The organism is Desulfosoma sp. (assembly GCA_037481875.1).
Classification (GTDB): Bacteria; Desulfobacterota; Syntrophobacteria; order Syntrophobacterales; family DSM-9756; genus Desulfosoma.
Map to the genome: position 1 here is coordinate 158,253 of JBBFKY010000003.1, position 22,201 is coordinate 180,453.

Consider the following 22,201-nt stretch of genomic DNA (forward strand, 5'->3'; position numbering starts at 1 on the left):
CTTTCTTTTACCATTCACTCACTTCGCCCTTTTTGATCTTTTCCTGGTATTCCTGCCAGACTTCAGGCGAAAGTTTTTGAATGTCCCACGTAAAACCGCAGGATCCCGCCACACCGGTGGACGGTGGCTGCGGACGCCATCCTCGCACTGGACGGCCGCGGGCGCTGAATTTGACCATATCGGCCTTGCCTAGGTAGATGTGGCGCGGCAAGCAGTTGTAAGGGCGCGTCTTTCCCGGAGTTCCCGGTAGAATCTGCTCATAGCCGTCGTTGGGCTTGTCGGCGTACACGGGCAAAATATCCGGTTTTTCACCGGCCTTCTTTTCCGGCCCTTTGTACATATGACCTTGAATCATGTAGATATAGTAGACGTTTTCACAGCCGGCACACTTGATCTTTCCTTCCCAATTCCAGAAGTAATACGGGTCCAGGTAATTGACCGTATCACAATCCTTGCACCAAATGATGTCACACATCGGCGGCTCCTCCCCTCTAGATGAGGTTCTTCTCGTACCATTCTTCAATCTTGCTCATGGGGTACCCGAGCATTTCGTGGTAAATCTTCACATTGTCGGCCCCCACCGGCCGCCACAGCCAGTTGACACGGCGAGGAGTTTTGCTCATCAAACCGCAGCTGTAGCCGCTCTGGATCAAAAGGTCGCCAAAGACCGGATCATCCAACCACCGAATGGTTCCCCTCTGACGGAAGTGTTCGCATTCGTACACTTCCTTATCATTCATGACGGGCATGGCCAGAAGACCGGCATCGGTCAGGGTCTTCACCACCTGGGAGCGTGTCTTGTCTGCAGCCCATTCTTCCAGAGCTTTGTAGATGGCGATCTGAGCCTGAGGCCGCACACGATCCTGCAACGTCTTATACTGATCCCACAGGTCGTTTCGGCCGATAATGGCGCACAGTTCTTTAAAATCGGGATCGTTAAAAGCACTCACCACCGCATAGCGGGCTTCGTATTTGAGCTGCGGGTTGGGTTCATCGGGATAATCGCTCTTGCCGCACAGAATGATGCCATGGACACACAGTTGCGTATCCCAGTTCCCCCAACGTTGACGGACAATCCCGAAACGGCCGTAAAGCGGGACCGTATAACCAAGGCAGCGCGTCGCCGCCTGGACTTGGGAAAACTCGATCATGGTGCCCAGTCCCGTTTTTCGACGCCAATAAAGGGCCGCCAGAATCGCCACCGTGATCTGGGTTCCGGAATACCAGTCGATACACCAGTTGGAGTGCTTGGTGCAGTGGCCGCCGAAATCTTCATGGAAACCGGTGACACTGGCCAAGCCCGCATGAGCCTGTCCGAGAATGTCGTAGGAGCCTCCGAAAACCTTGGGACCGTAGCCGAAACCACCGCCCCAGACATAGATGAACCGAGGGTTGAGCTCCTGCAGGTAACGGTAGCTCTGTTTCCATCGGTCAAAAGTTCCAGGACGATAGCATTCGGTAAGGCCGTCGGAAAGCTTAACGAGCCGGTAGAAGGCCTCCTTCATTTCCGGCACGTGATAGTCCATGGTGATGTAGTATTCATTGCTGTTAGCATTGGTGAAACCGAGCCCTGTCCCTGTCATGGGACGCGAGTCATGCAGGGGATAAAGATAACACTCGTTAAAAGGTGACGTGTGCCGCATGGGGTCACCCATTCTTGGCATTTCCACCTTGATGCACTCCGCCCCTAGTTCGGCCAGGTTGGCCACCGAATGGGGGGTGAAGATATACATGGTGGTGCTAAGCCATCGAATGCCTTTGAGGGATTCCGGCTTGGTCTTTTCTTGTCCAGGAGAGAAGACCTTTCGGCAATACTCCTCATAGGGCATCTTCATCTCTTCCAGTTCCCCTTGACTCTTGGGCCCTGGCAGATCTTCGATTCGAGTCACTCTCTGATCTTTCATTTTAGACCACTCCTTGTTCCTTGAGTTCCCTCAATTCGCTCTGCCCCAAGCCGATGTACTTCATGAAAACTTCGGCGTTGTCCTTGCCCAGAGGCCGACCGAGCCATTTGACGCGGGCCGGTGTACGCATCTGGTAGGCGTTGGTCGATTCGGCGTACAAGAGGGTCCCGTACTCTTCATCCTCGAGGACATTGACCCACGGCCGATATTTGAAGTGCGGGAACTCGGCCACTTCATCGATGTAAAGCAGAGGACCGGCGGCGATTTCGTATTGCATGAGCTTTTCTTCGGCTTCCACGCGGTTGATGTTCCGAAGCCACATGGTGGTCATGGTGTAGGTCTTGGTAAGGGCTTGTAAGGCGTTGCGGGCGGCCATCTCTTTCAATAGAGGGTCTTCATGAATGAGACGACCGAAGATGGGAAGCTCCCTCTCAATACACATACCAATGCGGTACCACAGACGGTCGGTCTGGCCACCGATCATCATGTAACCGTCTTTACACGGGTTCCAGGCATACTGGTTCAGGTTGGGGTCCCAACCGCCAGTGCGGGCTTTGATGCTCTTGTTGAATCCATACCACGTGATGTCAAAGTCCAATATGTCCATGAGGGCTTCGGCCGCCGTGGTTTCAATGAATTGGCCTTCCCCGCTGAACTCATCGCGCCAGTACAGCGCTGCTAAAGCATTGACCGCCGTCTGTTCTCCGGCCACATAATCGGCAAACCAGACACCCGAACGCGTCGGATCACCGCCCTTGCCGCGCGGTAACAAGTCTTCGGGAAAACCGGTATTATGGATGAACGAACAGGCCGCCTGGCCAAAGGGATCCAACATCCACTGGCCGTATTTGGACACCCGGTCCTTCATAGGCCCCCACTGGCCGTGCTCACCTATCCAACAGTAAATGAGTCTGGGATTGATTTGGGAAAGTTGGCGATAGCCGATGCCCCGTTCATCCATGTATCCAGGAGGGTATTCTTCGATGAGAATATCGGCGTGTTGAGCCAGTTTGGTGTAAAGCTCGCGACCCTTTTCCGTTTCCAAATTGATGGTCACAGAATAGGCGTTGCGCAGCTCATGAATAAAATCCAGTCCACATTTTTGGCCGCTCTTGTCCTCCAGCATGTATTCTTCACGGCCAAAAGGGGTCAGCTTACGCAAAGGATCTCCTTCAGGCGGTTCCACATTGATCACTTCAGCGCCGAGCTCGCCAAGAAGTCCCGCAGCGAACTTGTGGCCCATGCGCCAAAGACCGCAGGACAAAACTCGAACCCCCTGCAAGGCTTCCGGTTTTCCCTTCGCGTATTCAATGCGCAGATTGTCTTCGCACCATTTACCGAATTCTTCCGCCTTTCTTCGGGCATAGACGGCGGCCACTTCCTCCGGAGAAGGAGGCGGCGTGACCGGCCATGGCCGAACATCCGGCCCCATCAATGTCAGGGTATCCTCCCGACTGTTAATCTCCACTTCCCGAAGTTTTTTCGCCATCTTTTGACCTCCTTGAGTTCCGGAACCTTACCACCCCATGAGCTCCGTGGAATCCTTCGGGCTTCTGAACGCTCCCACCGCCTCGACAAGGCCTTTTCTACGTTCCGAAGTCCCGCTGCTTCATGCAGCCCTTTCGCCTTCTCCCACCCCCTTTCCTGACAGACTTTGCCACTCCCTACCGCACAATCATCTTGAATCCTCGGAAACCAGCCCGACACGCCACATGGCAACACGGGCGTTTCTTGGCACGCCTCAGCCGCCTCCTTCGCCAGGGGGAAGCTTGAGGACTCCCTGTGCCACGAGCCTTTGCCCAAGACCGACCGGAACGAGCCCGCCCTTTCTCAGGTCATGCAAAGTATGGATGCTTCGCTGCTATGGAAAAAGAACAACCGTCCGATGTGGAATGAGGAATGGGTGCGCCGCCTCATCGAAAGAAAGGGAAGCATGAGAAAGGATGTCCGCCTGGAAAAACCGGCTTCGAAACCACCTTCCGATGCTACTTCGCCTTGAATGGTATCACCGCCCTTTCCTCTTACAAATTCCGAGCCAAACACCCTCGTTTATGTTGTGCTTCATTTCACGCATTCTCTTTCAAGGTGTTTTTAGATTCTTAGGAAGTTCAAAACCTCTTCGCTTTTCCTGTCGCTCGGTCCTTAAGACCGAAAGGATGCTGGGCTTTAGACTGAAATACGACAGCATACTTTGTTTCTATGATGCATCTTCTTAATAATATGGCATATAGTGAAGATGTTTTAGATCCGACCCAGTGTTCCACACTTTAAACACTGTTTTCGGGCCGAAGTCCGTAGCGTTGAATCTTGCTGTATAGGGTGCTTCGACTCACCTGAAGCTTTCGCGCCGCTTCGTGTTTGTTCCATTGGGTTTGTCGAAGCACCTGAAGAATCAAGCGCTTTTCGTTTTCCATTAGAGACGCGGAGGTAGGAGTCGGGTCGTGGGCATGGAATAAAAACCGGGGCAAGTGTTGGCGCCGAATGGTGTCTTCCTGGGCCAGAATGACGGCATGGCTTACGGCGTTTTCCAGCTGCCGCACGTTTCCCGGCCAATCGTAGTCCATCAAAGCCTGAAGGGCTCCGGAAGAAAAGCTGGTGACGGTCTTTCCTTCCTTGGCACTGTATTTCTTGAGAAAATAATGGCACAAAAGAGGAATGTCCTCTTTGCGTTGCCGCAGGGGAGGCAGATGAATGGAGATGACGTTCAGTCGGTAGTAGAGATCATCTCGAAAACGGCCGCTTTCCACCTCTTCCAGAAGGTTTCGATTCGTAGCTGCCAGAACTCGAACATCCGCCTGCAGGGTCGATTCTCCGCCGACGCGTTCAAAGCGGTGGTCCTGAAGAAACCGCAACAGCAAAACCTGGGTTGCAGGGGCAATATCACCGATTTCATCCAAGAAGAGGGTCCCTCCCTGGGCCCTTTCGATTCGGCCCATTTTACGGCGAATGGCTCCCGTAAAGGCCCCCTTTTCGTGGCCGAATAGTTCGCTTTCCAGCAAGGTAGGAGAATAGGCCGAACAATGGGCGACCACGAAGGGTCCTTTTTTGCGATGGCTTCTCTGATGAATGGCGTGAGCCACCAGTTCTTTTCCCGTGCCGTTTTCCCCTGTGATGAGCACAGTGGCGTCGGAGGCGGCCACAAGATCGATGAGTTCGAAGACTTCAAGCATTTCCTTGCTGCGACCGATAATGCCGTCTCGTCCAACCAACGCAGCTTCGTGAAAGGAAGGGCTGGCGACGGCCGTCTCTTCCACAATGAGGCGGTTTACGGCTCCAAAGCTTAAGGAAAAAAGAGCGTCCATATAGCCGCGCAGATCGTCCGAAAGAGACTGAAGCACACCGGAGATGGCCACATACATGGCGAAATCTTTTCGGGGAACGTCGAAAAGACCAAAACTCACAATATTTCGTGGAGCCGCCCATCTGCACAGAAGACCGTGAATGGCTTCCAAGGCAGAAGCCTTCTCTTCGACACGCTCTGGATCACGTAGTTTATCGAAATGACGGCTCGAACGTTTCGCTTCAAACAGCATGTTTTTTAAATTTTGAAGCTCTTGGGATGAAATGTTTGAGGATTCGGAAAGGACCAAATAATCTTTTCCTGCGGCATCGGGAAGAACAAAAACCAAATCCATGGGTCCCACATCCTGGTGTACGGCTTGAGAGAGCACGCTCAGAAGGGTTTTAAGGGTCGGGGCTCGTGTGGCCTTTGAAACCACCTCTTGCAATCGTATGTAGGTGGGAGCCCTTGTGGTCTTTGTCCTCTCCCCGGCCTTGAAAGCTTCCCCATTGGCTTGACTTATGAACGCCCGCTCCGAAGAGGCCCATTCCATGCCGGCCACATAGAACCCCTCTCCGTCGTGACGCAAAGGCGTCAAGCGTACCAGGGTGGTCCCATTAGGGCTTCCTTCTCCATTAGGGCAAAAGGCGGGAAACGCGTCGGAGTCCATGGATTCCAGCGGACACCTTCGCCCCATGGAACTGCAAGAATCCACAAGCCCTAGAACAGCTTGGTAGCACCTCTTGCCCACGGCCAATGGGGGTCTAAGCCCACGTTTTAAATGAAAGGCTTCGTTGGCATACACAATGATTTTGGATCGGGCTTCCACGACAAAAAAACCATCCCGTAGACCGTCCACGATCCATTGCATCAAGCCAGTCCCCTCTGTTTTTGGGGACTCGTAGGGTGAGGGAAGGTTCCCCCGATGAATCAACCCCACCAACACCATCTTGCCCTTGACCGGCACCTGCTCCAAGACCAGATGCAAGACTTGATTTTCGGAAGGGGAGCGCCCTTGGTAGTATAGAGATTTTCCCGAGGCGCGGCGCAAATCGGCGACCAGCTGCCGTGGTGTTATGGAGCATTGCAGCGCCTTGAAGAGTTTTTCCAAGCTCCAGCGCTGCGATGGAAACCCGTTGCCGATCCCAAGGCTTTGTTTGCACGCTTCGTTCATGTGGACAATGTTGAACTTGGAATCGACAAGGAAAAAACCTTGAAAGGTCTCTCCGGCCATCCTATCCCTCCGGTCCGTGCCGGCCCATGGCCTTTGGGTGCCATATCTCCGTGAGGTATTCCCGGTTCGCAAGAAAACCCTCTATGCAGAAAACCGACACGAGATTTTGCGCTTCCAAGACCGAAATGCCGTAAGGAGCGAGACAGGGATTGGTCGCCACCAACATGGACAAGGAAAACCGCTCGATTGTGTCTATGATGGCACCGGTCGACGGCTTCTGTCAACCAGCTTCGCCCCTCAAACGCTTCTTTCATCAAAACATCGCCCCACCCCCTTGATCTTCAGGAAAAAGGATTTAGGTTAGGAGCAAGAAAAAAATCGAGAAAGATTTCTCGAAAAGATAAAGGAGGTTAACCATGGTGACACTGAACATTGAGGAACTTCGAAAGGAACGTCGGCCGCTGTGGATGACCCATTGGGGCGTGGAAAATGTGGCTGACTTTTTAGGTGGCGGTGGAGATGTCTGGATGGATCGGCTCCATGCCGAATGGGCTCGAGATGCGGGAGAAGAAGTGACCGAAAGCTCTTCTACTCACTAGAAATTCACCATTCCTGATGCATTCGAAAAGCCCGGCCTTCAGCCGGGCTTTTTTTGGTCCTTTTTAAACCTTCTGGTGGGCTCAAGCCCGAGGATGAGCCATTCTGCTTCTATATGGGATGGAGGTCTAAGTTCGCCTTAACAGGGCAAAACCAAGGGTTGTCAGGTCGCAAAAACGCCGAAAGGCAAGAAAAGCCTTTTCATCTATAGGCCAATTCTTTGCAAGGCGTTCGCCGGCAAGCACTCCTGCCGGGTGCGCCGGCATCCCTACGCGCCCCACAAGGAATTCTCGAGAGGAAAAGAATTGCAGCACCTCTGGAGTGACAAGGCTCTTAACACTGGCTGGACTTTTCTCATGCACCCACAACCATGGAGGACCTCGAAGCACATGGGCAAAGATGTTGGGATAAGAATCCACGGGCACGAGAAGCCCTTGCAAGCGTCCGTCAAAGGGGCCGTAAAGAGACTTCACTTCCAAAAATCTTTCATCTGGGGTTACACGAAAGTAAATTACGCGGTCCAGACCAACTCCTTCCAAAAGCCCTTGTGCGGCCCGATCCAGAAGACCCTGAGTGTGGGCACGGCTAGAATCCACCAAGTAGGTGATCATATCGTCCAAAAGTTCCAATTGTCTTTCGGCATCAGCCGGAGCCCGAGGCAACTCTTCCAAAACCAAGAACTCCGGTGCCTGGATTACGTTGGACTGCGCAAGTCCTGGTGCCATATGGGCCAACGGTGTCGCGGGACCTTTCGGCTCCGGCAGCTTCCCCTCCAAAAGCGGAAGCTCAGAGGAAAATTCTCGTGCCTTATTTTCAGCCGCATGCAAGAGGCGCAGCACAGAAGCTTCGGGAATTTTCAGGCGATCCACGGCCGTTTCAAGCGCCGCGCTCAGGGCCGCCGCATCGCGACCTTCCTCAAAAGCCGCCGTAAGTGTCGCCCCAAGTCGCACACAATGAACTCTTATCTCCACATCCTCACGGTCCTGAGCCGCCCTTTTCACCAAATCGCCCAAGCTCCATTCATCGGCAAGGCGCACACTGAGTCGTCGTGCCTCAAAACCGAACACCTCTTTTTCCACCAAAGCTTGCTCAAGAACAGGACAACGCGAACTTTTTTCCGTGAAAGCCGTTACGGCTTCTGTGGGAACCACGCATAAAAGACCCAGGAGCCCGATGTCTAAGAGGAGCCCGGCCGTAAACAGCTCCTCCGGAGAGCCGTCTCGAAGGGTCTCACCTAACCATTGCGCTAAAAGAGCCTGCTTATAAGCGCCGACAACACGCCGCAAAATTGCCTGAAGCCGCGCTCCACTATAGGTTTCCTCTATAAAGCGTGCCGAATGGCAGACCTGACGCACAGCATCAAAACCCACGACGACCACGGCTCTTGGAATGGCCGTGACTTTCTTAAGCCCAGGATTGTAATAAGCACTGTTGGCCATGCGAAGGATTCGAGCACTCAAGAACGGGTCTTTGGAAACCGCTTCCGCCATGGCCGAGGAAGAAGTGCCCGCCTGGGTAAAAACTCGCGCAATGGCCATAACCGTTGGGCGAAGCACCGGCAACTCTTCGCGCCCCACTTGGCGAGCCCAATAATTAGTCCCTCGAAAACCGGACATTTCAGAACCGCTTCCGGGTGTCCCTTTTTCCGACTCTTTCATAGGATCCGGCTCATTTTTTTTCAGTTCACATCATCAAGGGCCGCACGGGGTAGTCGGGAAGCGGTTCTCGGGACAAAAAGCCGTGCAGGGTCTCCACCATGGCCTGAAAATTCGAGGCGCGGCACGATGTATGGTAGTAGTATGCTCCGTAGCGAAAATTTTGGCATATCCAAAAAGCGAAAAGCCGAAAACGCCGCACCGCCTCGGGTTCCAACAAACGCGACGACAGAAGTTCAGCGTAGGCAACGATAACTTCGGCGACATTTGGAGGATCGGGCACGGTGCCTGTTTTAGAAAAATGGTTGACATCGAAAAAGATCCACGGCCGCATCAGGGCCGCACGGCCGATCATGACCCCGTCGCATCCGCTCTCTTCCATCATACGCACGGCACCGTGCGGCGAAAAAACGTCCCCGTTTCCGATAAGCGGCTTGGAAAAGGCGCTCCTGAAACGCTTCAGGGCCTTCCATCGAGCAGGCCTTTTAAAAAGATCTCGAGCATAGCGCGCGTGGAACACCACAGCATCCACTCCACACTCGTCAAGCAGATCCGCCCAATGTTCCGGCGGCCCATCCCCATCTTCGGGAATTCTCATTTTTACCAGGAGTGGTCCTTGCAGTTCGCGCCGGACTTTCTTAAGAATTTCTCGTACCCGATGCGGTCGCTTTAGAAGAGCCGCTCCCCATCCGTGCCGAGCCGGCAGACCTCGGGAACATCCCAGATTGAAATCAAAGGCATCAAATCGGCCAAGTTCCTGCAACTTACCAAAAGCTTTGGTCACGATCGTGGGATCATCCCCCACAACTTGGCACGCTCTAGGCCTGTCCTGCCTGCCGGCGTCACAGTAAGGATCTTTCTCCGGATTTGAAGACGCCACAATCCGGGCATTGAGCATTTCCGTATAATAGAGGCCGCACCCACCCCACTGAGCCACCAGATCTCGAAAACAGGCATGGGTCAAATTCGCCATGGGGGCCAAAATCCACGGCGTTTGAACTTTCAGGTTTCCAAGAAGCAATGGAACCGAATCCTCAAAGCTTTCTCAAATCGGCAGGGGGAAACCAACCGTCCCTTTTCGTCCCAAGGTCCCCCCGGCCCTTTGACACTTTCTTATGTCTCAAGCAAAAATCTTTTCCACAGGTCTCCTTTCAGGAACTGTGATGTGCGCTATTCTTCCTTCGTTCCAGTCTTTTGAAACATAGAGACCGCAATAACAACTGCCGTATTCGGCCACATCAGGATCTCGATACACACACGGGCAGATGATATCCCGGTCCTTTTCGCGATCGCCGGACGCCAATCGGCACGGGCACACCATGTACCCGTACCGTTCCTTGTTGATAAGGAGGCTCTCCAGAAGAGGAAAGGTCATGCCTTCAAGATCTCGATTGAAATAATATCCCTTGGCCTCCTGAATGGGACGCAGCTTTTCGTAGAGCTCGGCGGCTGTCATGAGTTCAAAGCCTCCTCAATCTCGTCCTTTCGAAACCCAACGATGACCTTGTCCCCGATAAGAATGGTCGGAAAGGTGCAGTTGGGGTTGAAACGTTTGACTTCTTCGATCATTGCCTGGCGTTCTTCCCCTTGTAAGGTATCCACTTCCACGCAATCATATGTAACACCGCATTCATTGAGAAAATCCTTTGTGTGACGGCAATGAATGCAGGTGCTCAGGGCGTAAAGCTTAACCGACTTATTCGACATGGCGCTTCTCCTTTTCGTCAAGTGCATCGTCGCAATCATCTCAGTAGCTGCCCTTGTAACATAAAGGCCGAGCTTCTCCAATGCAAGTCCGGCTGTTTTTGTCATCGCTGACGGGGATTCTTGCCATAGGTTATTTTTTGCCGTTGATCAGGTGCTGTTCCAACTTACGCGTCAGGTAAGACAAGGGGTAGGTGAGGGCCAAGTAAAGCAGGGCCAAAGGCAAGTAGGCTTCAAAGGTCTTGTAGGTGCTGGCGTTGATCACTTCGGAGGCTTTGGTGAGTTCGCGAACGGAAATAACGGAAAGTAAGGATGAATCCTTAATCAGAGAAACAAATTGTCCGGTCACCGGAGGAATGATACGCCGAAAAGCTTGCGGCAAAACCACATAGCGCATGGTCTGGCGTTCGTTGAGCCCCGTGGATTTGGCCGCTTCGATTTGGCCGGGATCAATGGACTCAATGCCGGCACGCACCATCTCGGTGATGTAAGCCCCTGAAAAAAAAGCCAGGGTGACCATGCCGATGACGAGAGGGTTGTCATAGCGGACGGCCGTAGCCAAGCAGAAGTAAAAGATATAGATCTGCACCAGCAAAGGCGTGCCTCGAAACAGCTCCACATAATAGGACGCAAGCGCTTGAAACACTTCGCTTTTGGAAACCCGTGCCAAGCCTCCGGCAACTCCTATCACAAAGCCCAAGGCAATGGCCCCAAGCGAAATAAGGAGCGTGTAGACAAAGCCTTGGAAGAAAAGGCTTCGATACTGCCATGGCACCCGCCAGTTCCAAGGGTACTGCAGTGTGGCCAGCAAAAGGGCCAAGGTCGCAACGACCAAGGCCCCGAGGACACAACGGACTACAACACGATACATCATGGGTTGATCACGGCTCCAAGATGCTTTCGATACAGCTCGTCATAGCGGCCATCACCCTTGATGGTGTCCAAAAAAGTGTTCAGCCAATTCAGGAAGTCGAAGTCCCCCTTTCGAATGGCCATGGCAAAGGGTTCATAGGTGAAAGGCTTGAGAATGGCCCGCGTGGTCTCCTTGTTTTGACTGTGGTGTTTGGCAATGGAGATTTGATCATAGAAAAAGGCATCGGCCCGCCCGTCCACCACTTCCCGCACGCAGGCCGTCTCATCCTTAAAGCGATTGATGGTAGCGTTCGGAAAACGCTTTGTGGCCACAAGATCTCCCGTCGTGCCTGTCTTGACGGCAAGGATGCGACCTGGGGCATTGAGTTGATCCACGGTGTTCACATCGGCGGCCCTTTTGACACTCAGCAAGGCACACAAACCAGTGACGAAATACGGCTCCGTAAAGCTGACCGCTTTGGCCCTTTCCAGAGTGCGCGTCATTCCCGAAATGACCATATCCACCTTTCCGCTTTGAAGCGCTGGAATCAAGCCGGTCCACTCAATGTCCTTGATTTCCACCTGGACTCCCAGTTCTTGAGCGATGAGTTTGGCCAGATCCACGTCAAAACCCATGGGATTGCCTTTGGTGTCGGCATATTCAAAGGGATAGTATTCCACTTCCATGCCGACGATCAGGGTGCCACGCTGGAGGATCTTGTTCAGTGTGCTGGCCTGAAAAATATCGTGCGGCGTCACAGCTTGCACGGAAAAGGCCGCACAGACGACACCCACAATCACCAGAGCCATGCTTAGAAATCTTCGCATTCTGTCCCTCCTTCGCTTGGTTTGTACCAACTGAATAAAATGTTTCTATCCCTCATGGCCATTCGAGTCAGCGAAAAATCGTAACGGCACGGGTCCTCGGGCATGAGTCGCCGAAAGCCCTCGGTGATTTCCAAAGCGGTTTTCCAATCGTTGTGTCGGCGTTGCGTCAGGCCGCAGATTCGAGCAACGGTGAACATATGAGTATCCACAGGAACCATGAGGCTTTTGGGGTGCAGACAGGACCAGCCGCCTGGATCCACAGTATCACAGCGCACCATCCATCTCAGGAAAAGATGCCAACGCTTACATGCGCTGCCTGAGGCGGGAATCGCCACCAAGCGGTTCCTCGTCGGTCTCTCATGAGGTCCCGAATACGCCATAAGGCCGGCAAAGTGATTTAAAGCCTCCAGCAATTCGCCTCGGGAACGCTTGAGGCACACAGCCATGGCCGATTCCAGGGATCCGTACTCTCCAAGCACAGAAGATAAGCGCTTCAAAAACGTTGCAAGATCTTCTTCGTTAAAGAAACGGTACCGAAACCCTCGACTGACCTCCTCCAGATTAACGGCATCGGCGTGTCGCAGAAAGTATGCGGGATGAGCTCCCATGCGAGGAAGAATGGCTTCCACCTGCCGAACAATGCTTTGAGCTCTTCCCACGGCCAGTGAAGCGGCAAGAAGGGCCACAACTTCCCGGTCTGCTACGTCATCATAACCGTACAAGCACTGCAATGGGTCCGGAGGAACCAGTTCCCTTCGATGATACCGATGATAGACAAAATCCAAAAAAGCCTTCAGTCGCTCGCCGTCCTTCACCGATTCGTCCTGTCGTCGTCCAGCTCCGTTATCGTCACAAAAATTTTTCTTTTCTTTAACGCATTCTGTGCTGATGGCAAGGGCAGGTCCCGCGGCCGTCGGGGTTTCTTTTAAAAAATCAGCCTCTTTGACTTAAATCAAGGCACATGAAAAGAAAGGATCTTAAGTTACTTTTGCAATCACCGCGTGGGGCTCGATGCGCGAAAGGAGGATTCAGACCATGAGATGTCCCGGACAAGATAGCCGATTTTGGAAACCGGGGGCCATTTTTGAGGCCAAGTGCCCTCAATGTGGTCAGACGGTGGAATTCTTTAAGGATGAAACCAGTCGAAAATGTCGAAACTGCGGCCATAAGTTCGTGAATCCTCACATGGACTTCGGGTGCGCGGCCTATTGCAAGTTTGCCGACCAGTGCCTGGGGGAGCTTCCGCCCGAACTGTTGGCCCAAAGGGAACATCTGCTTAAGGACCGAGTGGCTGTGGAAATGAAAAAGCACTTCGGGCGTGACTTCAAACGTATCGCCCATGCAGGGCGCGTCGCTCGGTATGCGGAAAAGTTGGCTTTGCCTTTGGAAGCCGATCCTGCGGTGGTCCTGATTACCGCTTTACTCCATGAGGCCGCGCCTGAAGGAGCGCCGGTTTCGGCGTCAGAGACAGCGAAAGAAATACTTTCACGACTGGGAGCGCGCCCGGACTTAGTCCATGAAGTCTGCGCCATCATTGACGCCATGAGTCAACAGGGCGGAAAAGGAAGCGTCAATGAACAGTGTGTTCGAGACGCTCACCGCCTGGCAGAACTGGAAGAAACCCTGGCCAAACATCCAGAACAAGCCGCATCGCTTTTGAAAGGCCTTGAGGACCCGTTTTTTTCGGAAACAGCCCAATCCATGGCCGAAAGACTCATCGGCGGCGAAAGACTTTGATCACTGACCTCACGAGCCTTTGAAATCAAAGACTGAAGGAGTAGGCATCATGAAAGTGATGAGAAAAGTCATTGAAATCGATCAAGAGCGCTGTGACGGTTGCGGGCAATGTGTCGTCGCCTGCGCCGAAGGGGCTATTGAAATTATCGACGGTAAGGCCGCTTTGGTCTCGGACGTCTATTGCGACGGCTTGGGTGCCTGCCTGGGCGAGTGCCCTCAAAGGGCGCTCAGGCTTGTGGAGAGGGAAGCCGAGGACTTCGATCCCGAGGCCGTGGAACGTTATCTGGAAAGCAAGCACTCGGCGAAAACCGAGGAACCCCGCGTGCCTCAAGGCGTGCATCAATGCCCATCGCAACAGATCCACACCTTGCAAAGTCCAATGGGTCGAGGGCAGATTTCGGTGCCCACGGCTTCCGCCCTGCAACACTGGCCCGTGCAGATTCGCCTGATTCCTCCCAATGCGCCCTTTCTTCAAGACGCCGATCTGCTGGTAGCCGCCGACTGCACGGCCGTGGCCGTTCCCGATTTCCACCAAAGATTTCTTAACGGTCGAGCTGTGATGATCGGGTGCCCTAAGTTCGACGACATTCTGGAATATGTGGATCGGTTCGCCAAAATCTTTTCCCGGAACACCATCCGCCACGTCACCGTCCTGTCCATGGAAGTGCCCTGTTGTTCCGCTCTGCTGAGTGTGGTCCGAAAGGGTCTGGAAAAAGCGGAAAAAGAAGTCCCGTTGACGGAGATTGTTCTCGGTATTCGAGGCAATGTGCTGGAAACAAGAAACCATCTCCCGAAAAGCGGCATCGAAACGACCCAAAAGCAAGCCTGATGGCACGATCGAGAGCCGGAAAGGAGACCAGTCATGAAACAAATAAACCTTTTCAAAGCCAATGACTTTTCCGAAAAAGGCATGAAGCGGCTTCTGGTTCATGATTCCCCTTATTTCAAGATTCTGAATTTCAACTTTCTTCCGGGTCAGGGGCTTCCGCTTCATGCCCATGACATCGAAGGGCAAGTCAGCCTTCTGATCCTGGAAGGCGAAGGAGAGTTTCTGGCGGGTGAGGGGCGAAATCTTCCCGTCATGGCCGGAGATATGCTGATCTGCGACATTGCGGAACCTCATGGCGTTCAAGCGCGCACCCCTATGCGCGTTCTGGTGACCATCGCTCCACCCATTTGATGCGGGCATCCGTTTGGTGGAGGTGTCCGTTTGATGCGGATAGCCATATGATGCAGGTACCCACCATCCTCCTGGCTCGCGCCGGTGCATGCGCCCCCTGGATCTGTCGTGCCCCGCAGGAAGGAAATGTGGCACACACGTCCACATCTGAACGGCTGGAGCGTCTGTCGTTCCCCGAATGAGGGAATTGTCCTTGTTGGGGCGCACCGGTGTGTGCGTCCGTCCCCCCACCGTCCCGAATGTTTCGGGGCGCACACGTCGGTCCGCCCCTACAGGGCCATGATTTTGTGTTGGGTTTCATCGCCGGGCGGGCATATGGGGCGGCCCCTACAGGGTTGTTCCTCCTGGGAAGGGAATAGAAACCGCCAGGTCCCATTAAGCTGTTTCAAACATGGATCATCTTCGACCTAAAATTTTGTTCCCATCAAATCAAGTTTCCGCTAAACTGGCCTCACGATTTTACATGGGCCCATCTCGCGCATCATGTCTTCCCCTCCGCAAACGGGCATCCCGAAATGCATGCTCCTCGGGCCGACGCTGCACCGCAACGGAACACGCGACAAAGGAGGCACGATGGCAGGACATGACGACATCCACCTGGCTGTGAAGGCTTTGAAGATCGGACACAAAGTGCGGGAACTTCGCCAACAGAACAAGTACACCCTTCAGGATCTCGCTCAAAAGACAGGGCTCTCCAAACCTTTTCTCTCGCAAATTGAAAACGACCACGTGGTTCCCCCGATCGCCACGCTCATGAAATTGGCTCGAGCCCTCAATGTCACCCTGGCACACTTTTTCCAAGAACAAGAAACCGAAGAAAAGATTTCCATCACGCGACCCGGCGAGCGTTCTCGACTGGAAAGGCGGCCTCATCAGAGCAAAGGGGAAACCAACTACATTTACGAATCCTTGGAGTTTCGAAAGAGGTCCAAGCATATGGAACCGTTTCTCGTGGAATTCCCTTTGCAAACGGCAAATCAGATGGTTTTTCAAAGCCATGAGGGGGAGGAATTCCTTTATATTTTGGAAGGGGAAGTGGAATTTCGAACTGTTGACCGCGTAGAGATTTTACGACCGGGAGACAGCATTTACCTGGATTCGGACATCAGCCACAGTTTTCGGTGCGCGGGGGACAAGCCGGCCAAAGCTGTGGCGGTCCTTTACACTCCTCGCTCCACGTGACAAATCTTAGAAACAATAGCCTTGAAGCGCTGTCCTTTTGGTACGGTTCGAGCCCCTAGGGTTTTTGCCAATAGATGGTTCTGGGGATGCGCCTGAGAGGCTGTCCGAAAGGGCATTTTCCCTTGGGAGTACGGGCGTCTCCGCCCGCCTCATGACCTGGCTGAAGAACCCCTTTGCCTGCAAAAGAAAGCATTTGGCATGTAGGGGCGAGGCGCCGCCTCGCCCCTGCCTATGACATAAAATGTGCTCATACCTTGGGTTCTCGGTCCTCGAACGAGCTCCTTGAGAAAAGCCGGCCCTGTCGCTTTTCTTTTTCACGACTTTTATCCCCTTTCAAACTGTGCTAGGAAGAATTGATTCACGGCGGTACGGAAAAGGAGGGACTCCATCCCACACAGGGGTGATCTCACAGACTTTTGACCATATTTACACAACACGATGCATGGCTTAGGGAAATGACAGGCTCGGTGGTTGATTTTGCATCGGCGGTGGATTTTCTTTGCCGTCTTCAGAAAGTGGGCATTAAGTTCGGGCTCAACCGGACGGAAAATCTTTTGGAACGCTTAGGAAATCCACATCGGCGTTTTCGAGCTATTCATATTGCGGGAACCAACGGCAAGGGCTCGACGGCCGCCCTGCTCTCCTCCATTCTCACGCGTCACGGCCTGCGAGTGGGCCTCTACACATCACCGCACCTGGTACGCTTTACAGAACGATTTCGCATCAATGATGAAGAATCTTCTCCAGAGCGCATTTTCGAAGTGTTCCAGGACGTGGTGCGTGTGGTCCATGGGGAGGAGTGGCCCACCTTTTTTGAAGCGGTCACAGCCATGGCATTTCACTATTTTGCTCAGGAAAGGGTGGATTGGGCCGTGATCGAAACGGGCATGGGGGGACGTTTGGACGCCACCAATGTGGTCCATCCGGAAGTTTCTATCATCACCAACGTGGCCATGGATCATCAGGAATTCCTGGGATCCACGATTTCGGCCATCGCTCGTGAAAAGGCGGGGATCGTCAAGGAGCGCACTCCTGTGGTGACCGCGGTGAAGCAACCTGCGGCTCAAAGCACTTTGAAAACGGTGTGTCTGAAAAAGGCGGCGCCCCTTTATCGGTATGGTCTTCATTTTCGGGTTCAAAAAAACGGGCCGCAAGAATTTCACTATCAAGGTCTTGCACGCCAGTGGTCCAAGCTGACTTTGGGGTTATTGGGAGAGCACCAGTACACCAACGCAGCTTTGGCGTTGGCGGCCTTGGAAGTCTTGGAAAGCAAAAAGGTTTTGGCATTGGAGCCGGACAAGATTGCCGAAGGACTTCTTCGAGTCCGATGGCCAGGCCGGCTGGAAATTTTGGAACAACAACCCTTGGTGATCCTGGACGGAGCCCATAATCCTCACGGCGCTGAATGTCTTCGAACAGCGCTGAAAACGTATTTTCCGAACCGGCGTCTTCACCTGGTCATGGGCATCATGGCGGACAAAGACATTCGCGGCATCTTTCGAAGGCTTTTACCTCTGGCGGAAACCGCCATTTTCACACAACCTCGCTACGGAAGAGCCGCCCAGGCCGATGTGCTGCGGCGCCTGGCGTTACCCTTTGCCAAGAAAATTTATGTGATTCCCAGACCAGCCGATGCCATCATGCAGGCCAAGGCTCTTGCTACCGTCGACGATGTGGTCTGTATCACGGGGTCCTTGTACTTCGCCGGTGAAGTCAAGGAACTCTACGGAGAACCCTCCCAAACCCATGACCAGTTGCTGGCTTGAAAACCATGGGCAAAAATCGGTTCATGCTTCGCCTTCATTTCTTCGCGATAAGCTTCGCCCTGATATGCCTCGGGCCATGGCCGCTTTGCGCACAGACTTCAGCATCCACCACCTCGAAAAACCGAAACTTCTTTTCTCAAGGGAATGCACCTTGGACCATCGAAGCCCAAAGGCTTTACTACGACGCCATTAACCGTATCTACCAAGCTGAAGGAGATGTCCGCATCACGTCGGAAAACAAATCCATTCGGGCCGATTGGGCCCAGGTGGACCTGGAAAAACAGGAAGCCCAACTGGCTGGATCGGTCAGTATTCGATACGGATCGGACTGGCTCACAGGAGATAAGGTCCTATGGCATCTGGACACCGAAACGGGCTGGGTCGACGGTGGCACGGTCTATTTTTCCGAAAACGGTTTTTATGTCACAGGAAGAAACATCACCAAACGTGGTCCCGACCGTTATCATGTGTCGCGAGGAACCCTCACGACCTGTGACCCGACTGCTCCGGATTGGTCTATCGCCTTTACGGAGATGGACATCACCGTGGACGGTTTGGGCTGGGCTAAGCATGGAAGGTTCCGGTTAGGAAAAGTGCCCGTGTTTTACTTGCCTTTTGCCCTTTTTCCCGTCAACCGGGAGCGCCAATCGGGGTTCCTCACGCCCACTTTCGGCACCAGCAGCCTTCACGGCCCCTATGTGGAAATCCCTTTTTACTGGGCATGGCGTCAAGACATGGATTGGACCTTTTACGCAAACCTCATGGAAAAGCGCGGTGTGATGCTGGGCACCGAATATCGTATTCATCATGAGAAGATGGGTGAAGGAATATGGCTTTTGAACTTCCTCGAAGATCAGGCGGACTCAAGTCATCTGCAGAACAAAGGTTATCCCTTTCAGGAAACCGATCGTTACTGGTTGCGGGCCCGCCACACGATGAATCTGCCGCATCACCTCGAAATGTTCCTTGATGTGGATGTGGTCAGTGACCGGAACTTCCTCAAAGAATTCAAAGCGGGATCCGTGTCCCGCATGGAAACCAATCGGGCTTTTCGCCAAGTCAGTCAGAGGGAAATTCTCAACGACGAGACGGTGACGACGCGAGAATCCAATCTTTACATTCTAAGACGATGGGACTCGGCCGTGGCCAGCGTCGATGTGCGCTACTGGAACCAGCTCGACCGAAAGCTTGATGAAACAACACTGCAGCACCTGCCCTATGTCCGGGCCGACATGACACCGTCTCTTCTAGGGCTTGGATCGGCCTATTACACCTTGGGGGGCTCCGCCGTTCACTACTGGCGTCCCGAAGGGGAGACAGGCCTGCGCACCGATGTCTTTCCTGCTTTGGCCCATCCCATCCAGTGGTTTCCCTACTTGGCCCTGGAACCCTCCCTTGGACTGCGATCCACCCTTTATCAAGCGGACAAGGCCGACAAGGGTGCCGCTTTCGAATCCCGATGGGTTCCCGAGGCCCGTCTCGCCGCATCCACGCGCCTGGAACGCGTCTATCGCCCTTCGGACACTTTGGCACTGCAGCACGTAGTTCGCCCCGACTTTTCCTATGTTTTCATTCCCGATATCGATCAGGACGACCTACCACATTTTGACAACCTGGACCGCATCGGACGTCAAAACACAGTCCTTTACGGTTTTTCTAGCTTTTTGACCGCTAAGAGAACCCAAACCTTACCCAACGGAGACCCCTACGCCGCTTATAAGGAATGGGCAAGACTCGGCATCCATCAAGCCTATCTGATGGAAGAACCCATTCCAAAACCTCCCATTGAAACCCAACCCGGTAAACGCTTTTCCGATATCCTCTTCTCTCTGGACCTTACTCCGGAACGCTACCTGAACCTTTCTTATGACGTGACTTATTCGCCTTATGAGAACCGCGCCAATCTTCATAATTTGTCTGTGTGGCTCACTTCTCTTCGAGGCGATTCGGCTCAGGTCACGTATCGTTATCGGCAGGACATGGCGGTGGATGAAATTATCGGGAATATGCACGTCCAGGTGCACCCGTCTCTGAGTTTATACGCCCTTTACGATTATTCCTTCGACAAGCAGGAGTCTTTCAAACAAACCTACGGAGTTCAATACCGTCATGGATGCTGGGGAATTCGACTGAGTTATCGTGAAGAGGCTTCGGAAAAGGAAGTTTCTTTGGCCTTGATTTTGGTCGGTTTGGGTCGAATCGGCGGTACTTTTGCCAGAGACGACAATCTCTTCTAGGCATTTACACTTTCAGAAAGGACCGGCATGGACAAGATACGGCTTGGGGTCAGTGCGTGTCTTTTAGGGCAGCCTGTCCGTTACGACGGCGGGCATAAGCTCGACCGTTACGTGACGGACATTCTCGGAGCCTATGTTGAATACGTGCCTGTATGTCCTGAAGTGGAATGCGGCATGGGGATTCCTCGAGAGTCCATGCACCTGGAAGGAGACCCGGAAAACCCTCGTCTAATCACCACCCGCACCCGTCGGGACGTCACGGACCAGATGCTAGGGTGGGCGACGCAACGCCTGGAAGAGCTTAAGAACGAAAACCTCTGCGGTTTTATCTTTAAAAGCAATTCCCCCAGCAGCGGCATGGAACGGGTCAAGATTTTTGACGGCAAAGGCATGCCCCAAAAAAAGGGCGTGGGTGTCTTTGCCGGGCTCTTCATGAAAGCGTTTCCCTACCTTCCTGTAGAAGAAGAGGGCCGACTTCGTGATGAAGTTCTTCGGGAAAATTTTGTCGAGAGAATCTTTCATCGAAAGCGCTGGCACGATCATGTTCGTGAAGGCAAGGACCTGGGGCGGCTCGTTCAGTTCCATACCGACCACAAGCTGTTGTACATGGCCCACAGCCCCAAGCATCACCGGGAACTGGGAAAATTGGTGGCGGAAGGCAAGTCCTTGCCCTTGGACATTCTTTACCAGCGTTATGAAGAGCTTATGACGGAAGCCCTGAAACTCAAGGCCACCGTCAAAAAAAATACCAATGTACTCTTTCACTTAATGGGATTCTTCAAAAAGGATTTGTCTCCATCGGAGAAGGAAGAGCTTCGTGAAATCATCGAAGCCTATTATCGTGGCATCTACCCACTGATCGTTCCCATCACGTTAATCAACCACTATGTGCGCAAATATGATCAGCCTTACCTGAAACGCCAGGTCTACCTGAACCCTCATCCTCTGGAGCTTAAGCTTCGAAACCATGCCTGAATCTTCAGCGACGTATACGATCCGCAATGGCATCGCCCATGGCTGCCGTGCTCACCGATGTTTCTCCACCGCGGGCAATATCCGCCGTGCGCATTCCTGCTTCAATGGTTTCGGCGACGGCCCGTTCTACAGATAACGCGGCATCTTCACGATGCACGCTGTAGCGCAACAGAAGCGCCGCGGAAAGGATCTGAGCAATGGGATTGGCGATCCCTTTTCCGGCGATATCGGGAGCGGATCCTCCGGCGGGTTCATAAAGCCCGAAATCGGAAGCCCCTAGACTCGCCGAAGGAAGCAAACCCAAGGATCCCGTGAGCATGGCACATTGGTCCGAAAGAATGTCGCCGAACATGTTGCCGCATAAGAGCACGTCAAACTGATGGGGATCGCGCATGAGCTGCATGGCGGCGTTGTCCACATACATGTGGTTCAGGGTCACATCGGGATAGTCTTGAGACGTCTCCGTCACCACTTGCCGCCACAACACCATCGTGGTCAATACATTTGCCTTGTCAATGGAAGTGACCTTTTTGCGACGCGTTCGAGCGATCTCAAACGCTTTTCGGGCTATTCGCTCTATTTCCCAACGATGATACACCATGGTGTCATACGCCCGTTCTTGCGCTCCGATGCCGTCCCTTCCCTTGGGCTGACCGAAATAAATGCCCCCGGCCAGTTCACGAACACACAAAATGTCAAACCCATTTTTGACGATATCCCCCCTCAAAGGACTGGCCGAAGCCAAGGCGGGATAGACTCGAGCCGGGCGCAGGTTGCAAAAGAGATCAAAAGTTTTGCGCAAAGGCAACAAAGCTGCCCTTTCCGGTTGCTGTTCCGGCGGTAAGCCTTCCCACTTGGGACCACCCACGGACCCAAAGAGAATGGCATGGCTTTCCCGGCACACCTGCAAAGTCTTTTCAGGCAAGGCGTGACCATGTTTATCAATGGCGCAGCCTCCCACGTCGGCTTCCACAAAGTGCAGCCTTATCCCGAATACTTTTTCAACAACTTCAAGCACCTTGATGGCTTCCGCCATCACTTCCGGACCGATGCCGTCCCCCGCCAAGACCGCAATTTTCTTTTCCATGCCTTCATAGCCTTTCTTCCACAGCCGATGTCTTTTCTGTCTC

20 protein-coding genes are annotated in these 22,201 nt (G+C 53.3%); 8 read left to right on the forward strand and 12 right to left on the reverse strand.

Annotated elements, in window-relative coordinates; all coding sequences use genetic code 11:
• Positions 1–7: 7 nt before the first annotated feature.
• From WHS46_05700 to WHS46_05715, 4 genes are all read right to left on the reverse strand, one after another.
• Positions 8–475, reverse strand: a complete 468-nt coding sequence (locus tag WHS46_05700) for a hypothetical protein (protein MEJ5348162.1) — start codon at positions 473–475, stop codon at positions 8–10.
• A gap of 16 nt (positions 476–491) precedes the next feature.
• Positions 492–1,904, reverse strand: a complete 1,413-nt coding sequence (locus WHS46_05705) for a CoA transferase (protein MEJ5348163.1) — start codon at positions 1,902–1,904, stop codon at positions 492–494.
• A 1-nt stretch (position 1,905) separates the two neighbouring features.
• Positions 1,906–3,393 (reverse strand): CoA transferase, encoded by a 1,488-nt coding sequence (locus tag WHS46_05710; GenBank protein MEJ5348164.1) that lies wholly within the window; start codon positions 3,391–3,393, stop codon positions 1,906–1,908.
• A 778-nt stretch (positions 3,394–4,171) separates the two neighbouring features.
• Positions 4,172–6,418 carry a sigma-54 dependent transcriptional regulator gene (locus tag WHS46_05715; protein MEJ5348165.1) on the reverse strand — a complete coding sequence of 749 codons (2,247 nt, stop codon included), beginning with the start codon at positions 6,416–6,418 and terminating at the stop codon, positions 4,172–4,174.
• A 356-nt stretch (positions 6,419–6,774) separates the two neighbouring features.
• Here WHS46_05715 and WHS46_05720 point away from each other — a divergent pair, with 356 nt between their 5' ends.
• On the forward strand, positions 6,775–6,957 hold the full coding sequence (locus tag WHS46_05720) for a hypothetical protein (GenBank protein MEJ5348166.1): 183 nt from the start codon (positions 6,775–6,777) through the stop codon (positions 6,955–6,957).
• A 126-nt stretch (positions 6,958–7,083) separates the two neighbouring features.
• On the opposite strand, the gene WHS46_05725 is transcribed toward WHS46_05720, so the two are convergent.
• The 7 genes from WHS46_05725 to WHS46_05755 all read right to left on the reverse strand — a co-directional run bounded on the left by WHS46_05725 (position 7,084) and on the right by WHS46_05755 (position 12,809).
• Entirely contained in the window at positions 7,084–8,613 is a 1,530-nt protein-coding gene (locus WHS46_05725; protein MEJ5348167.1) for an HDOD domain-containing protein, read from the reverse strand.
• Positions 8,614–8,638: 25 nt separating this feature from the next.
• Positions 8,639–9,583 carry a tRNA-dihydrouridine synthase family protein gene (locus WHS46_05730; GenBank protein ID MEJ5348168.1) on the reverse strand — a complete coding sequence of 315 codons (945 nt, stop codon included), beginning with the start codon at positions 9,581–9,583 and terminating at the stop codon, positions 8,639–8,641.
• 147 nt (positions 9,584–9,730) lie between these two features.
• Complete coding sequence (locus WHS46_05735) at positions 9,731–10,066, reverse strand: ferredoxin-thioredoxin reductase catalytic domain-containing protein (GenBank protein MEJ5348169.1); 336 nt, start codon at positions 10,064–10,066, stop codon at positions 9,731–9,733.
• Positions 10,063–10,317 carry a glutaredoxin family protein gene (locus tag WHS46_05740; GenBank protein ID MEJ5348170.1) on the reverse strand — a complete coding sequence of 85 codons (255 nt, stop codon included), beginning with the start codon at positions 10,315–10,317 and terminating at the stop codon, positions 10,063–10,065. Before WHS46_05740 ends, WHS46_05735 begins: the two co-directional genes overlap by 4 nt.
• A gap of 130 nt (positions 10,318–10,447) precedes the next feature.
• On the reverse strand, positions 10,448–11,188 hold the full coding sequence (locus WHS46_05745; GenBank protein MEJ5348171.1) for an amino acid ABC transporter permease: 741 nt from the start codon (positions 11,186–11,188) through the stop codon (positions 10,448–10,450).
• Complete coding sequence (locus WHS46_05750) at positions 11,185–11,994, reverse strand: transporter substrate-binding domain-containing protein (protein ID MEJ5348172.1); 810 nt, start codon at positions 11,992–11,994, stop codon at positions 11,185–11,187. The genes WHS46_05745 and WHS46_05750 overlap by 4 nt, the downstream gene beginning before the upstream one ends.
• Positions 11,979–12,809: a TIGR02757 family protein gene (locus WHS46_05755; protein ID MEJ5348173.1), complete on the reverse strand. Its 831-nt coding sequence runs from the start codon at positions 12,807–12,809 to the stop codon at positions 11,979–11,981. Before WHS46_05755 ends, WHS46_05750 begins: the two co-directional genes overlap by 16 nt.
• A gap of 220 nt (positions 12,810–13,029) precedes the next feature.
• Here WHS46_05755 and WHS46_05760 point away from each other — a divergent pair, with 220 nt between their 5' ends.
• The 7 genes from WHS46_05760 (at position 13,030) to WHS46_05790 (ending at position 21,071) form a co-directional block, all read left to right on the forward strand.
• Entirely contained in the window at positions 13,030–13,731 is a 702-nt protein-coding gene (locus WHS46_05760; GenBank protein MEJ5348174.1) for a hypothetical protein, read from the forward strand.
• Positions 13,732–13,780: 49 nt separating this feature from the next.
• Positions 13,781–14,560: a 4Fe-4S binding protein gene (locus tag WHS46_05765; GenBank protein MEJ5348175.1), complete on the forward strand. Its 780-nt coding sequence runs from the start codon at positions 13,781–13,783 to the stop codon at positions 14,558–14,560.
• A 33-nt stretch (positions 14,561–14,593) separates the two neighbouring features.
• The gene (locus WHS46_05770) at positions 14,594–14,911 is read left to right on the forward strand and encodes a cupin domain-containing protein (protein ID MEJ5348176.1); all 318 of its coding nucleotides are present in this window, start codon (positions 14,594–14,596) and stop codon (positions 14,909–14,911) included.
• Positions 14,912–15,484: 573 nt separating this feature from the next.
• Positions 15,485–16,093: an XRE family transcriptional regulator gene (locus WHS46_05775; GenBank protein ID MEJ5348177.1), complete on the forward strand. Its 609-nt coding sequence runs from the start codon at positions 15,485–15,487 to the stop codon at positions 16,091–16,093.
• Positions 16,094–16,560: 467 nt separating this feature from the next.
• Positions 16,561–17,859, forward strand: coding sequence for a folylpolyglutamate synthase/dihydrofolate synthase family protein (locus tag WHS46_05780; protein ID MEJ5348178.1), 1,299 nt, complete (start codon positions 16,561–16,563; stop codon positions 17,857–17,859).
• Positions 17,860–17,882: 23 nt separating this feature from the next.
• Entirely contained in the window at positions 17,883–20,096 is a 2,214-nt protein-coding gene (lptD, locus tag WHS46_05785; protein ID MEJ5348179.1) for an LPS assembly protein LptD, read from the forward strand.
• A gap of 27 nt (positions 20,097–20,123) precedes the next feature.
• On the forward strand, positions 20,124–21,071 hold the full coding sequence (locus WHS46_05790) for a DUF523 and DUF1722 domain-containing protein (protein MEJ5348180.1): 948 nt from the start codon (positions 20,124–20,126) through the stop codon (positions 21,069–21,071).
• A 4-nt stretch (positions 21,072–21,075) separates the two neighbouring features.
• On the opposite strand, the gene leuB is transcribed toward WHS46_05790, so the two are convergent.
• Complete coding sequence (leuB, locus tag WHS46_05795) at positions 21,076–22,158, reverse strand: 3-isopropylmalate dehydrogenase (GenBank protein MEJ5348181.1); 1,083 nt, start codon at positions 22,156–22,158, stop codon at positions 21,076–21,078.
• Positions 22,159–22,201 lie beyond the last annotated feature (43 nt).

Coding starts and splice junctions, on each gene's coding strand:
- WHS46_05700 (MEJ5348162.1), bottom strand. CDS start 475: ATGTGTGACATCATTTGGTGCAAGGATTGTGATACGGTCAATTACCTG.
- WHS46_05705 (MEJ5348163.1), bottom strand. CDS start 1,904: ATGAAAGATCAGAGAGTGACTCGAATCGAAGATCTGCCAGGGCCCAAG.
- WHS46_05710 (MEJ5348164.1), bottom strand. CDS start 3,393: ATGGCGAAAAAACTTCGGGAAGTGGAGATTAACAGTCGGGAGGATACC.
- WHS46_05715 (MEJ5348165.1), bottom strand. CDS start 6,418: ATGGCCGGAGAGACCTTTCAAGGTTTTTTCCTTGTCGATTCCAAGTTC.
- WHS46_05720 (MEJ5348166.1), top strand. CDS start 6,775: ATGGTGACACTGAACATTGAGGAACTTCGAAAGGAACGTCGGCCGCTG.
- WHS46_05725 (MEJ5348167.1), bottom strand. CDS start 8,613: ATGAAAGAGTCGGAAAAAGGGACACCCGGAAGCGGTTCTGAAATGTCC.
- WHS46_05730 (MEJ5348168.1), bottom strand. CDS start 9,583: ATGGCGAATTTGACCCATGCCTGTTTTCGAGATCTGGTGGCTCAGTGG.
- WHS46_05735 (MEJ5348169.1), bottom strand. CDS start 10,066: ATGACAGCCGCCGAGCTCTACGAAAAGCTGCGTCCCATTCAGGAGGCC.
- WHS46_05740 (MEJ5348170.1), bottom strand. CDS start 10,317: ATGTCGAATAAGTCGGTTAAGCTTTACGCCCTGAGCACCTGCATTCAT.
- WHS46_05745 (MEJ5348171.1), bottom strand. CDS start 11,188: ATGATGTATCGTGTTGTAGTCCGTTGTGTCCTCGGGGCCTTGGTCGTT.
- WHS46_05750 (MEJ5348172.1), bottom strand. CDS start 11,994: ATGCGAAGATTTCTAAGCATGGCTCTGGTGATTGTGGGTGTCGTCTGT.
- WHS46_05760 (MEJ5348174.1), top strand. CDS start 13,030: ATGAGATGTCCCGGACAAGATAGCCGATTTTGGAAACCGGGGGCCATT.
- WHS46_05765 (MEJ5348175.1), top strand. CDS start 13,781: ATGAAAGTGATGAGAAAAGTCATTGAAATCGATCAAGAGCGCTGTGAC.
- WHS46_05770 (MEJ5348176.1), top strand. CDS start 14,594: ATGAAACAAATAAACCTTTTCAAAGCCAATGACTTTTCCGAAAAAGGC.
- WHS46_05775 (MEJ5348177.1), top strand. CDS start 15,485: ATGGCAGGACATGACGACATCCACCTGGCTGTGAAGGCTTTGAAGATC.
- lptD (MEJ5348179.1), top strand. CDS start 17,883: ATGCTTCGCCTTCATTTCTTCGCGATAAGCTTCGCCCTGATATGCCTC.
- WHS46_05790 (MEJ5348180.1), top strand. CDS start 20,124: ATGGACAAGATACGGCTTGGGGTCAGTGCGTGTCTTTTAGGGCAGCCT.
- leuB (MEJ5348181.1), bottom strand. CDS start 22,158: ATGGAAAAGAAAATTGCGGTCTTGGCGGGGGACGGCATCGGTCCGGAA.